Annotated in this window: 13 protein-coding genes; 3 read left to right on the plus strand and 10 right to left on the minus strand. The window is 50.1% G+C overall.

Annotation, left to right across the window (positions count from 1 at the left end; all coding sequences use genetic code 11):
• Positions 1 to 24 precede the first annotated feature (24 nt).
• Positions 25 to 405: a hypothetical protein gene (locus ACFQ0N_RS09590; RefSeq protein ID WP_379325261.1), complete on the plus strand. Its 381-nt coding sequence runs from the start codon at positions 25 to 27 to the stop codon at positions 403 to 405.
• Between the two features lie 149 nt (positions 406 to 554).
• The gene (locus tag ACFQ0N_RS09595; RefSeq protein WP_379325263.1) at positions 555 to 899 is read left to right on the plus strand and encodes a hypothetical protein; all 345 of its coding nucleotides are present in this window, start codon (positions 555 to 557) and stop codon (positions 897 to 899) included.
• 416 nt (positions 900 to 1,315) lie between these two features.
• Here ACFQ0N_RS09595 and ACFQ0N_RS09600 read toward each other — a convergent pair whose 3' ends face one another.
• From ACFQ0N_RS09600 to ACFQ0N_RS09610, 3 genes are all read right to left on the minus strand, one after another.
• Entirely contained in the window at positions 1,316 to 1,825 is a 510-nt protein-coding gene (locus ACFQ0N_RS09600; RefSeq protein ID WP_379325265.1) for a serine hydrolase domain-containing protein, read from the minus strand.
• Between the two features lie 260 nt (positions 1,826 to 2,085).
• Positions 2,086 to 2,595: a GDSL-type esterase/lipase family protein gene (locus ACFQ0N_RS09605; protein ID WP_379325267.1), complete on the minus strand. Its 510-nt coding sequence runs from the start codon at positions 2,593 to 2,595 to the stop codon at positions 2,086 to 2,088.
• Positions 2,531 to 2,791: a hypothetical protein gene (locus ACFQ0N_RS09610; protein WP_379325399.1), complete on the minus strand. Its 261-nt coding sequence runs from the start codon at positions 2,789 to 2,791 to the stop codon at positions 2,531 to 2,533. The genes ACFQ0N_RS09605 and ACFQ0N_RS09610 overlap by 65 nt, the downstream gene beginning before the upstream one ends.
• An 88-nt stretch (positions 2,792 to 2,879) precedes the next feature.
• Here ACFQ0N_RS09610 and ACFQ0N_RS09615 point away from each other — a divergent pair, with 88 nt between their 5' ends.
• The gene (locus tag ACFQ0N_RS09615; RefSeq protein WP_379325269.1) at positions 2,880 to 3,779 is read left to right on the plus strand and encodes a helix-turn-helix transcriptional regulator; all 900 of its coding nucleotides are present in this window, start codon (positions 2,880 to 2,882) and stop codon (positions 3,777 to 3,779) included.
• A 23-nt stretch (positions 3,780 to 3,802) separates the two neighbouring features.
• Here ACFQ0N_RS09615 and ACFQ0N_RS09620 read toward each other — a convergent pair whose 3' ends face one another.
• From ACFQ0N_RS09620 to ACFQ0N_RS09650, 7 genes are all read right to left on the minus strand, one after another.
• Entirely contained in the window at positions 3,803 to 4,966 is a 1,164-nt protein-coding gene (locus tag ACFQ0N_RS09620) for a Gfo/Idh/MocA family protein (RefSeq protein ID WP_379325271.1), read from the minus strand.
• A 22-nt stretch (positions 4,967 to 4,988) separates the two neighbouring features.
• Positions 4,989 to 5,819, minus strand: coding sequence for a carbohydrate ABC transporter permease (locus ACFQ0N_RS09625; protein ID WP_379325273.1), 831 nt, complete (start codon positions 5,817 to 5,819; stop codon positions 4,989 to 4,991).
• A 13-nt stretch (positions 5,820 to 5,832) separates the two neighbouring features.
• Positions 5,833 to 6,741, minus strand: a complete 909-nt coding sequence (locus ACFQ0N_RS09630; protein ID WP_379325275.1) for a carbohydrate ABC transporter permease — start codon at positions 6,739 to 6,741, stop codon at positions 5,833 to 5,835.
• A 75-nt stretch (positions 6,742 to 6,816) separates the two neighbouring features.
• Positions 6,817 to 8,292: an extracellular solute-binding protein gene (locus ACFQ0N_RS09635; protein ID WP_379325277.1), complete on the minus strand. Its 1,476-nt coding sequence runs from the start codon at positions 8,290 to 8,292 to the stop codon at positions 6,817 to 6,819.
• A gap of 33 nt (positions 8,293 to 8,325) precedes the next feature.
• A complete protein-coding gene (locus ACFQ0N_RS09640; RefSeq protein ID WP_379325279.1) occupies positions 8,326 to 10,311 on the minus strand; it encodes a hypothetical protein in 1,986 nt (661 codons plus the stop codon).
• Positions 10,312 to 10,315: 4 nt separating this feature from the next.
• The gene (locus ACFQ0N_RS09645; RefSeq protein WP_379325281.1) at positions 10,316 to 11,005 is read right to left on the minus strand and encodes a hypothetical protein; all 690 of its coding nucleotides are present in this window, start codon (positions 11,003 to 11,005) and stop codon (positions 10,316 to 10,318) included.
• A gap of 159 nt (positions 11,006 to 11,164) precedes the next feature.
• A complete protein-coding gene (locus tag ACFQ0N_RS09650; protein WP_379325283.1) occupies positions 11,165 to 12,715 on the minus strand; it encodes an alpha-L-rhamnosidase-related protein in 1,551 nt (516 codons plus the stop codon).
• Positions 12,716 to 12,776 lie beyond the last annotated feature (61 nt).

The raw sequence follows: 12,776 nt of genomic DNA on the forward strand, positions 1-12,776 counted from the left end.
GACTGTAGCCAGGGGTGAAGCTGAATGATTGACATGCGGTATATATACGATCTTGAGGCAGAGATGGATATAATGAAGCTTGTAGGTAATTATAATGAAATAAAATCAATCCTGCAGCAGTACCCTCAGGAACAGTGGTCATATGAAATGATTTTAGCATATGCAAGGGCACTGAATTATCTGCAAGATTATTCTGACCAGACCAATCCATTTGAGCAAGCATACGAGCTGCTGCAAACTGTTTCTGATAAGGGATTTACGGACGCTGAATGGCATTTAATAATGGCTTCTGTTAGTTTTAATCTACAACTTTACGCTGAGGCAGTACAACATGCTGAACAAGCAAATAGCATCATAGCTGGCTGTGCTGATGATATGCTTGCGCTGTACTCACAATATGACTAGCGGAACGCTTCTGAGGCATGGCTAGCATTTCGCTGTAGCTCGCGACTGTTGGTTGCAGGAGTGTCTGCCAAGCTCCTTGGCAACGTCTCTGGCACTTTTCTCCTGCTGAAGGAGTGCTACTATATTACCTAGCTGAAGGAGATCTCTTGATGAAACACACATTAAAAATCATCCCGGATAAATGGAAATGGAATGGGATTGTAACTATCGGCGGCATATTAATAGGGGCAGGAGTCGCCGATTGCCTATTCGCCGTTAATCAATTAGATTTAAATCAAATTGCTAGAGGGTTAACGGTCTTTAGTGCGGGCCTTACCATTTTAGTCGTAATGGATAACTCCAAAACGCAAAAGGATACCGAAAGAATTCAAAAAGAAACTCAACTTCGATTAGAAAAAGTAGAGGATAAGCTAAATGCAATTCATCAATCTCAACAAATGACTGAAAAACAACTTCATGAAATAAAAGAGCTGCTGCAAAAATCAAATTCGTAGAAATCTTCACATACACACCATACTCATGCCGTTGTTCCAGATGTAAAAGCAAAAACACCATCCTCATGCGGATGGTGTTCATGATGGTGAGAGGCGAAGGGATTTGAACCCCTGTCCGAAAATAACTTTAGCACATGCTTCTACGGGTGTAGTCACAGTTTTGATGTCACCTGATCATATATAACCAATAAGAACTGTCTTAGACCAAACAGGTATTGATTCTAAACAATAAACTAGTTTATCATGCATGATTTCTGCAACAATCGAAGGCTCGTATGTATTATCAATGATGATAATCTAGTCTGCGATGGCTCAAACAGGTTTTAGATTTTGCAAAGATTGACCATATCGAAAGCGAATATCCTCTTCTGCGATCACCAATATGATATCAATTATATTATTTACAGAAAAGTATTTCATCGATTCGGGAGGCGATTAAGCCCGCTCCTCTTACGACATTTGCCAAAAAAATGAGCTTCCGCCTTCAACGCAGGGTAATACGAAGATTGGATGACAACACCGGGATCTCCTCCCATGACAAAATACTTGAATATTTCATTGTTTATAATTGTAATCCATACTCCATAGCCATAATGGATATATTCGCTGTCTTGAGCGTGCGGGTAAAGCATTTGTTCAGTTAAGCTTTTCGATAATAATCGATTTCTCATTAGCGAATTCCAAAATTTAACTAAATCATATACCGTAGGATATGCCCCTCCATCAGGCCCGCCTACAATTGGTATCGAGTATATGTTGGTTTTCCAATTATCATCGTTACCCACGTAACCTATAGCAGTACGATCAGGTAACTGATCCATGCGAAAATATCCTGATTCATTCATTCCACAAGCTCGAAAAATGTTTTCTTCGATATAATCGTTAAAACTTAATCCAGTTAATTTTTCAACAATTAATCCGAGCACAATGAATCCAGCATTGCTGTATGCAAACTAGGTTCCGGGTTCAAACTTCATGGGACTATTCTGAAACAATGGCAGAAAACACTTTGGTGAAGTAATATTGTACATCGGCACTGTTTTCCAAAGACTTTCATAGTCTGTCATGAATTCTTCATCGTAATAATCAGGAATACCGGAAGTATGAGTTAGTAAATGATGCACTGTAATTCTTGGATCAAGTTGATCTAGATTGATTTCTAAATCACTTAATAATGTATCAAATTCTAAAAGCCCTTTCTGAACAAATGGACGGCCAGCTCCTCGTGGAATGCCGAATCCGGGTGATTGATGCCATTAGCCAGGCGCGTGTGGATATCGATTCCGTCCTTCTCCATCTTCTCCCAGATGTGATAGGAGTCCACGCAAGGCAGATCCCTTTCCAGAACAAGTTTTCTTAGTGCTTCAATGTACAATGTGAGATAACCCGCTTCCGCTACTTGGATGAATCCCGGAACGGCAGCCCGATGCTCCCGATGAATGCGTTCGTTATCCCGCTTCATCATCATGCCGGGGATGAACAGCACGATATCCGCATCCGTCTGAGTTTGCAAGCGCACAACCAGATCGCGAATCGCGCAGATGAACCGGTCCAAGACGGCGGGTCCGGCGTGCGCGTCATTTAGACCGAAACCGATCGTGACCAGATCGGGTTGATACAGGAACACGTCTCTATCCCACCTTTGACGCGATTCGTCGGCGCTGTCTCCCTCTACCCCGGAATTGATCACATTCACACCGTGCGGGGAAATCTTCGCTCCATTCTTTTTTCAGCGCATGATGGTAGACGGATTCGTATTCGACGACCCCGTAGCCCATACACCCTTGGGTGACACTGTCACCCAAAGCAACGAAAGTTACGGCACGCGCCCTCGGATGGTCCGCTTTCTCCTTCAACCGGTTCCGCAAGCGCTCGAATTTGTTACAGTTCACGTCATTCCCTCCTTGTCTAAATCCCTGTCTCATGCTAGAATGAGCCTGTAAGATCGGCCAGTCATCTTGACATACGGGAGAGGATCGCATGCAGGTTCGCGCTTTCGGTTATGATAATTCTCTTGACACGTCTCAGCCTGTACTGGATAACCTTTCTCTCTTCCCCTTTGAGCCGAGAATCGGCGGTCTTCACCCTCAGCATCACGAATTGCTCTATATTATCGAAGGAACCCTTAGAATTACGATCAACAACGTAACCTATCGTATGACGGGTCCCGCCGTCCTACTTATCCCTCTGAATACCACCCACCATTTGCAATTCCTATCCCGATTTTACCGTTATACCTACTGGGAGCTGCAGGATGACGCGAACGAAACCTTCCCTATCCCGTCGGACTGCGAGGCCTGGAACAGTCTTCAAGCTGATCCGGACGGAAGCTTGCCTGCCGTTCGATTGGTCTATGAGCGTATTCACGCGCTTCACGAGATCCTGATGGCGGAGTGGATGCGCAAGCAACCCGATCTGGCCCGGCAAATCAGTTATTCCGACATCCAAGCCATCCTTGCTCTTATCCGTCATGTGGCCAATCCGGATGCGAAGCTCTACGAAAAGACGATTCACCCGCCGGACAATCGAATTGCTTCAACGGTGGAAACCATCGAGATCCTCGTCCGTTGGATGGAATCCAGCTACTGGGAGAACTTCACCTTACAGAAGCTGTGCGAGTATGCCCATTTGAATTCCTCCTACTTGATCCGCACGTTCAAAGCCTGCAAAGGGGTTTCCCCGTTGCAATTTCTCAATAACCTTCGAATGAGCGCCGCCGAGAAGTACTTGCTGGAAAGCAATATGAGCGTTCAGGATATCGCGCACGCCACGGGTTTTCAGACCATTCACTATTTCAGCCGCTTGTTCAAGCAGAAATACGGCAAAAGCCCCGCCCATTGGAGGAGCGAGCACAAGAAGACGACTTCGGACTCGGACTAAGGCCCTCCCCGATCAGCCGAACTTCAATCCGGCCACCTGACTTCGCAGAAGGTGCCGGTCTCCGCAGACTCCTTGGCCTTCAGACACAATAACGTGCTGTTCAAGCCATCCTCCAGCGTGGATACGGACGTTTGCGCCTTCCCCTGCATGATCGAGATGAAATTCTCGAGCAACGTAGAGTCGCCCCCTGCATGGCCGACTGCCGTGGCCGCGTTATCGATCTCGTATGATTCGACTCTAGGCGTATGATGCATATATACCTGAATTCGGTTCGTGGCCCAATCGAATTCGACCGTCCCTTTGTAACCGAGAAACCGGGCGCCTCTTGCAGCCGCTTTTTTTCTGACGAAAAAATTTTGCGAATAGGATACGTGCATGCCCGATTCATAAGCGATTAATGCACTGCCCGAATCCTCGTTGCCGGTATCTTCCGCGAAGCAACAGTAAGGGCCCAGCGGTTCCTCGAAAGCATGTTTTCGAAGATTGTCCGGACTTTCCGGACATGTGCTCGTCTCTTCGCAGTCCTTGCATTGCAACCCCGCTCGCTTGTTCCCCTTGAAAATTTGCTTCGACGTCATCGCACATACGGTTACGGGCTTCAGCCCCAGAATATGATTGATATAATCGAAATCATGCGTCGCTTTTTGTACGAACAAGCCTTGTGTCTCCGTCTCGTCGCGGAACCACCCGTGATAATAAATATTGCCGTAGTTCACGTTATTTACGGCCTGTACATGCTCCACCGTTCCGATTTTTCCGGAATCGATGATTTCCTTTACAAGCTGCACGTGATGCGTAACCCGCAGCGGGAACGACACGACCGTCTTGCCGCCGTATAAGGCGTCCGCATCCCTTAGCTTCACCAGATCCTCCATCGTTGTCGCGATCGGTTTCTCCAGGTAAAGCGGAATTCTTCTAGGCAACACTTTTAAGGCCATGGGGGTATGAAGGGAGCAGCGCGTTCCGACGAATACGCCGTCGAATTCCCCGCCGTTCAGCATCTCATCCGCGTTCTCGTAAAATGAAATCCCCGACGGGTCGACCCCGTCGGCTTTCATTCGCTCGCGGATTTCATGATGGCGAATGTCGGCTATCGCTGAAATTCTGCAACCGCTATCCATCTCCTGCATCATACCCAGAAGCCTTTTGACTTGATGACCGTACCCGATTACCCCTACTTTACTCATGCATTTCCCTCCTGATCCCCATTTAGCCCTTGACTCCGCCCATTGTGGCGCCTTCTATGATTCTTCTCTGAAACAACACGTACACGATAACGGTAGGTATGATCGTGATGACAAGACCCGCAAGCAGCGTCACCCAATCCGCCTTGAATTCCATCATAGCGTTGGCATTATACATGTTCACGCTAATCGGATACTTGTCTGGATCGCTGATGAGAATAAAGGGACCCAGGAAATCATTGTATAAGCCAACGAACTTGAAAATGCCGATCGTGACGATGCCCGGCATCGACAGAGGCAAGATGATTTTGCGGAAAACCTGAAATAACGTGGCCCCGTCGATAAACGCGCTTTCGTCCAGCTCCTTTGGCAAGGATCGCATGAAGCTACCGAGCAGGAGCAGTTCGAAGGCCCCGACAGGCAGACCGGCCAGGAGCACCAATCCGTTCAGGCTGTCGGTCAGATTCAAGGCACGCATCAACGTATACTGGGATACGAGAATGTTGATGCCCGGCAGGAACAAAGAAATCATGATGACGCTCCACAGCAAGGACCTCAGCTTCCATTGGATTCGCGTGAAGGCGTAGGCGTTCACCGTGGAGACAAAAAGACTAATGAGCAGACTCAGCCCTACATAATAAAGGGTGTTGATCACCGATTGGCCGATACCGAGCCGCGTCCAAGCTTTCTCGTAGTTGCCCCATTTCAGGTGCTCGGGGAAGGCCCATATATCGGCAAAAAACTCTTGATTCGTTTTGAGAGATTGGTAGAAAATCCAGAATAGTGGAAGCAGGACGGTAAGCGCCCAGACGAACAGCACCACTCGCCATAGCCATGAAGTGACCCCGGTTCTCATAGAACCCCTCCTTTCAGTACTCGATGCTGTCTTTGGCGAAGAATTTGTCTACGATCAGCTTCAGACCGACGAGCAGGACGAAGATCATCATGCCGATCGTGGATGCGTAGCCATAAAGATGCTGACCGAGGTTCAGACCGCCGAAAGCAAGGTTGAACATGTACAGGGAGATGACATCCGTCGAACCGCCGGGCCCCCCCTTGGTCATGATAAACATATATTCGAAGCCTTTGATCACGGAGAGCATCAGGAAGATCGTCCCGACTCGAATGACGCCGGACAACAAAGGAAGCGTAATCTTCGTAAACCGTTGCATATGTGTGATTCCGTCCAAGGTGGCGGACTCGTACAAAGATTTAGGGATGCCTTGCATGGCATTCATGAATATGACCACGTAAAACCCGACGTAACACCATACGTATAACGGAATCATGGAGAGCAGCGCCGTGCTTTTGCTCCCAAGCCAGTTATGCTCCCCTCCTAGACCGAACACGCGAAGCAGTCCGTTCAGCAAACCAAAGGTACCGTCATAGATGAACGACCATACGAGCGCGATGACGACTAGAGACAACACGTTCGGGAAAAAATAAAGGACTTTATAAAACGAATTTTCCGCGAATGAACGGTTGACGAGAAGATCGGCTAGTACCAACGAGATCGTAAGAGTAATGGGAATGACCGTAACGAGTAATATCAGATTGTGCTGCAAAGCCCGAGAGATGAATGGATCTTGGAACAGCCGGATATAATTGTCCCATCCAATAAACGTTTTGGCGCCTATGCCGTCCCAATCCAAGAAGGAATAGTAGATGGAGAGGGCATTCGGATAGAGCGTGAATAACACATAGGCTGCAAACGCCGGTGCCACGACAATGAAAAGAAATATCGCTTTTTGAAACCGTGCGCGTTTCAAGAGTTGCATAGTGGTCTTCTCTCCTCGCATAGCACGGTCGAAAGGCAGTCCGAATGATTGCCTTTCGACCGCTTCGTAATCCGTCTACTCTTTGTTTTGAGCTTTCTTGTCGTTCGCGATGGCGTTCTGCAGCAGCTTCTCCGCGTCTTGCAAGATCGGTTCCGGTTCTTCCTGCCCCGTTAGCACGAGGGCCATGTTGTCTACAATAACCTTGAGCGACGCTGCAAAATCAGGGTGCGTAAGCTCAATCTTGCGATTTTTCAGTTCCAATACGACATTGTTGTCCTTCAGATACGTTGCGATCGACTTCTGTAGCGGCTTCATATTGTCCGCGCGTGCCGGGTCATCCAAGTAGTCTATGCGTAGCGGAAGCGCACCGCCCTTCTCAACTAGTATTTGCTGAACCTCGTTCGACATGAGCGAGCGGAGGAATTGCTTCGCCCATTTCTTGTTCAATTCCGGCTTGGCCGCCCAAAGCTCGAAGGAATAGCTTAATCCGTTCGTAATATAGATCGGAACGTTCGAATTGTTCGTGAATGGAACCGCCATGTATCCCCATTGGAAGTCATCCGGGGCAGCTTCCTTCATCTCGTTCTCGATCCAATCTCCTGAAGGAACCATTGCCGCTTTATGTTGGAGAGCGAGCATTTGCGACTGCGTATGATCCATGCCTACGCTCTTCTTGCTGATATACCCCTTCTTGCCCATGTCGTAAAGTCGCTTGTATACCTCGATATTTTCTGGGGTTGTATTCTGCGGACCATTGTAATACTCGAAATTGTTGCGGAAATCCTTATTCCCGCTGTCGTCGGCAATCTCGAAAACTTTCGTATCGAAAGCGAACTGAGCGTAATTATACAAGCCGGCATACACAATCGGATCGATGCCTTTGCTCTTGATCGCTTCGCAAAGCTGAATAAATTCGTCATACGTCTTAGGATTCTTGTTCCAGCCGTTCTCATCGAACAGCTTCTGATCGAAGAACATACCGCCAATGTAGTTCGCAATCGGGAATACCCAGGCATTGTTTTTATAATATTTCTCAGGATCGTTGAAGCCTGGAACGATCAAATCATTCAGCTTCCGGCCCGGCACATCGTCCGGCGACATATCGAAAATATCGGTTACCGGCTCCAACTTGTTGGCATTTACGTACTCCGCCCAGGGGACGCCATAGAACAAATCGAACATATCGTCGTCGTTGCCGGCCGATGCCTTGGTCGAGATGAGGTCGGCGATCTTCGGAGAAGCCTTAATATCAAATTTTACGTTCGGATATTTTTCCGTGAAGAGCTTGACGGCATAATCGAACCATTCCCTTCCATAGCCCGATTCGAGCAACCCGACCTTTAACGTCACTTCCTCGTTTTTAGGCAGTCCGTTTTCATAGTTGGCCGCTTCTTCGGATGACTGTTCGCTCGCCGCGGGCGCCGTGGACCCGGAAGCCGGGTTGCTAGCGCTCTGCGTTTCCTTCGTATCGGCGGCATTCGAGCATCCGGCAGCAAACAGGACTATGCAGAATATGAGCGCTAGAGAACTCCATGTCATTTTTTTGTTCATCGTTAGACCCTCCCAGGTTTTCTGCCTGTATTTTTAATATGGGGTTGCTGTAAGCGCTCCGCTATTATCCACCGTAATCTTATAGCGTGCGCCGTTTGGTGATTTCAGAATAAAGCCCTCGCCGGCAACATCCAGCGACCGGTTCAGTTCATTAATAAAGGAGTTATGGTAGTTGTTGTCGATTGCCGTGCTGAACTCCATGCCGGTCGCTAAGAGAGAGCCTACCTCCGCGGTGAGTTTGATTCTGGCGTAAGCGGCATCGCCCGGTATGGCGGCCGTCACCATTAAATCCGACCAGCCGGTGCCGATGTCCACGGTACCGAATAAGGAGGTTTCCGCTGTTGCGGACGCCGTGCCATCAGCTTGGAACCAGAGCAGCTTAATCCCGGCATGACCTCCGCCGCCGATCCTTTTGGCCTTCATTCGGAAAACCGCCAACGCATTCGGGGTTACCGCGAACGGTTGTGAGGTAATATACGATTCGCCTGTCGCGACAACCTCGATCGCGCTTGCGTAGCCCGCCGGAATATCCGCGCTCGTTTTACAGAAATAGACGGTCCCCGAACCGTACAGATTGGTCCATACCCAGCCGGATTTATCCGTCGTATTTGCGGTTGTCGCCATATTCTCGCCGGTCGTATCAACCGAAGCGATCAGATTGACGTAATCCTTCTTGTCGTGAATTGTATGGCGCTGCGAGGCGCCTCCCGCCGTATAGGTAAAATGGGTATCCTGAACGAATACGCGGCTTCTTTCCCTCGACAAAGCAATATAGTAAGGCGCCCACTCGCCTAGATCGCATCGGGCTATGCTCACGTTGTAGTTCGGAGAGCTCTCCAGCCCGGCCACGATATAATTATTCAAGTAGCCTCCTACGCCCGCGCTTCGCGACATCCGAACATTCTGAATTCTTAGGGAGCCCGTTGCGCCCGGAGCAACCTGGAACATCGGCAATCCGGAATTGCCGCCCATAAATCCCCCGTGAACGACGTCGATCGTCACGTCTCCCTCGGCTTTCACCCATGTACAGGGCATTTCGATGACGCAGTTCGATACGACGAGGTTACGGCCCTCAAGCCCGCACCCCTCCAAATATTCCACTTTCAACAGTTCGCTGTCTTCGACCGAGATCTGGCCGATCTTGCACGTAATGACGGTCGAAGCCGGAATGCTGAATGGGTTGCCCGCTTGAAATATCCATTCCCTCTGATGGCAATCGATCGTGCTACCGGATATCTTGAGGAAGCCATTCGGCTGATTGCTGACGATGCAATTCTGCAAGCTCCGGCAGCGAAAGCCGTACAAATAATTCTCACTCTGAGGCGCGTCATGGGGACTCGGATCATCCAGCCAAGCGCCGTACTGAATGCCTACGAGAATATCCCGAATATACATGCCGTACACGTTAATAAAGCCGGCTTGGGGGTAACCTGGACGCGAATACCAATGAATCGCCGCGCCATAATTCCGGTTGAACTGACCATTGATTTTGATATCGTAGAGCTCCAGGTAGATGCCCGTAATTTTGAGTATCGCATCCTTATCGGAGGCGGAATCCTCACTTCCGGTAATTCCAATCAACCAATACCCGTTGAAGTTGATGGTTTGCGTGTCGCCCTTCATCTCTACCGATCTGACGGAATAGTTTCGGGTAAAGATGACCGTGCGGCCCGAGTCGAATGCCGCTTGAACGGCCGCCGTGTCGTCCGGGTCCGTACTTACCTTGTAGAAATCCGGCGTAACAGCGCGACCACCCAACTCCTGATCGATCTGGTCGAAGTTGGCATTGACGTCGGCAGCGTCTAGCGGATCCGTTTTTTTGAGCTTCATGTTCGCGGTTAGGGTAGCAGATCGGGCGTAGGAGATTCTGCCGCCCGCCATTAACGAGAGACCAGTCAGCCCTAGAGCCGTCATCATCTTCCTGCGGCTGATCGGCTTTGCGAGCGCTTTGTCCAGCTTGCCGATCGTCTCAGAAGAGTTATTCCCTTCAGGGATGGAAAACTCGTCATTATTCGACATTCCTTCATTCCTCCTCGGAAGTATAAAATATCGCTGATTCATCCATCTTGCCGTTGAGCGGGAGTCCGGTTAAATTCTCAACTTTCACCTTGTAGCCCGGAGGGGCGTCGATTCGATATTCCACTCGTCCGTCCACCTTTGACCATTCTAAGTGAACCGCACCGTCCCCTAGAGGCAGCACCCCCTTGCAGAAGGAAATTTCCAGATCGCAGAACCTCAGCGTAAGGATTTGCGCGATCGGGTCGATTCTGTAGATGCCTAGCACGTCGCGAATCAAGCTGTGTACGACATGGGAAGCGAATCCGTGATTGCAGCTGGCATAATCTCCGTCGTTCTCCCAGAGTGTCCCGGTTCGTTCAGCCATGTAATGCAGGTAGTCCGCGGATTCGTCCACCGCCTGCCGTACATACCCGTACCTTGCCAGCAATTCGAGGCGTAAATAATTTCCGATAAAGGCATTCGCTTCATGAACGTCCGTATACGCGTTCGTCCGATTTCTGGACGGCCCGAACCGGGTTAACAGCGTATTCCACAGCTCGGGATTGCTGTCGGGGTCGGCCGTCCCGAAATAGAACGCGTAATACTGACAAATCTCGCTTCTATTCCGCGTAAGGACGAGGCGGCCGTCCAGCCTCACTGCATTGTCTATGAAAAAGCCTCCATCATAGGACTGCCCCCGGATCACCTCATGCACCTTCTCGGCCTCTTGCAACAGGCGAGGCAGTTGGTATAATCGACCCGCGGCGGCAAGCGAGGCTGCATAAAGCATATTGCTTGGATAATTGACGTCCTGTACGAATTCGTTCGCCTTTGACCACTCCAGGAATACCCAACTTTCAAGACTCTCCAGCAGTCAGTCTTCGTTCTTGAACCGTTCGAAGTAGTCGAACAATTCAAGGATTCTCGGCTGCATCGCCTCGATCAACTGCCGGTCTCCGCTCCGTTCCAGATACTCCTCCAGTTCTATAACGAACCAGAGCGACCAATTCGGAATAAAGACGCCGTCGTTATGGTCCGCTGGATAGCACATCGGAAGCATGCCGTCGGGCAAATGCGGGAAGCCATCAGGCAAGAGGTAATTCTCGAAGAAGGCTTGCTCCACCTTCGTCTGCCCCGTCAAGCTGAACGCCGCCCGTCCCATGAAAAAGCTGTCGCAGAGCCATCCGGCGCGTTCCCTTGAGGGACAATCCATGAACAGATCGACCACGTTCTGTCGGAAAGTTTCCCTGCCTGCTTCGAAGATCGCGTTGAGCCGATCATCGCTGGATCGAAACCGCGCCTTGCCGGCATCGGCGTTCGCATATTCCCTCATGTAAATTCCTGACACCTCGCATTCCCCTTCGGCTGCGATCCACTTCATATAGCGAAGCGTATACGGCTCGAACGATTCCAGCCGGTAGATTCCGGGTTCAAGCTCATACCGCAGGGCATTGACGCAACCGAACCGCAAATGATCCACGTCGTCTTCCCGTAGAACCTCGTCGAACGTCACGTACAGCAAGGTCCTACGATGGCAACGAACGGTACCGCCAATGAACCCGGTCCGGTTGATTCCCATGTCCAGAATTCCGAACTCGAGTGTAGCGAGCAACAAAGAATCGTCTTGCGCATGCGGTTGCTGAACGATACGTTGGCTCCGTACCGGCAGATCGGCCAATTCATCCGACAAAATGAAGGCCAGATCGCTCATTTCGTAGCCTCCATACTGAGGGCCTACGCCTGTCAAGGAACGATCGCGCCAATAAGCTCCTTGCGATTTCCGGCGAATCACTTCTCCCCTCACGTACACCACAAGCGGATAACGCTCGGTGAACTCAGCTAGGGGGACGCCCCTGGGAATCAATGTTTTCGCGTCCGTCTCCACGCAGGCAACTCGGTTGAAGGGAGCGCTTCCATCTGACCGCCAGCGGTCATAGCCAGATTGGAGCGAATACGCTTCGACGAACGTTCTCTGAAAGCTGAATCGCTGCACCTTCTGTACGCGTTCTTTCAATAGAGTCGCCTCGAATCCGTCTTCGACCCCCGTCGCCAGAAGGGCCTCCCCGCTTGCCCGGACCTCCGCCTGTAGGAAGGATGGCTGATCGAGTACGTAATAACTGTTGATATTATAGCCCGCCACCTCAATAGCTACGAGGTTATCGCCCTCGTTCGCGTATTCGCTCAAGTCCCATACATCGACTCGATAATGTCCATGGGGTCCGCGGGCAGGCCCGTGCCCGATGAACTTGCCATTTATATAGCATCGATAGAGGGTTGATGCGGCAATATGCAACGTCAGATTTGCGTCCTTGCGCGTAGTTACTAAACCTCTGAACCCGGCGGTGATATTTTTGTCCCTCTGCCGTTCCTTCGGCCATATGGGTCTTGCCGATCTAAAATGCTCGAGGTTCGCCGTTCTAGTCACCCTGCGCCTCCTCCTCTTATCTCGGATGTGTTCGAAGCCCGTCCCTTGCGCAACGGCGTCG

This window comes from Paenibacillus sp. GCM10027626 (assembly GCF_042676285.1).
Classification (GTDB): domain Bacteria; phylum Bacillota; class Bacilli; order Paenibacillales; family Paenibacillaceae; genus Paenibacillus_Z.

What these genes read in the sequence shown, in the direction of transcription:
- ACFQ0N_RS09615 (WP_379325269.1), top strand. Translation starts at nt 2,880, where the DNA reads ATGCAGGTTCGCGCTTTCGGTTATGATAATTCTCTTGACACGTCTCAG.
- ACFQ0N_RS09620 (WP_379325271.1), bottom strand. Translation starts at nt 4,966, where the DNA reads ATGAGTAAAGTAGGGGTAATCGGGTACGGTCATCAAGTCAAAAGGCTT.
- ACFQ0N_RS09595 (WP_379325263.1), top strand. Translation starts at nt 555, where the DNA reads ATGAAACACACATTAAAAATCATCCCGGATAAATGGAAATGGAATGGG.
- ACFQ0N_RS09590 (WP_379325261.1), top strand. Translation starts at nt 25, where the DNA reads ATGATTGACATGCGGTATATATACGATCTTGAGGCAGAGATGGATATA.
- ACFQ0N_RS09625 (WP_379325273.1), bottom strand. Translation starts at nt 5,819, where the DNA reads ATGAGAACCGGGGTCACTTCATGGCTATGGCGAGTGGTGCTGTTCGTC.
- ACFQ0N_RS09640 (WP_379325279.1), bottom strand. Translation starts at nt 10,311, where the DNA reads ATGTCGAATAATGACGAGTTTTCCATCCCTGAAGGGAATAACTCTTCT.
- ACFQ0N_RS09635 (WP_379325277.1), bottom strand. Translation starts at nt 8,292, where the DNA reads ATGAACAAAAAAATGACATGGAGTTCTCTAGCGCTCATATTCTGCATA.
- ACFQ0N_RS09630 (WP_379325275.1), bottom strand. Translation starts at nt 6,741, where the DNA reads ATGCAACTCTTGAAACGCGCACGGTTTCAAAAAGCGATATTTCTTTTC.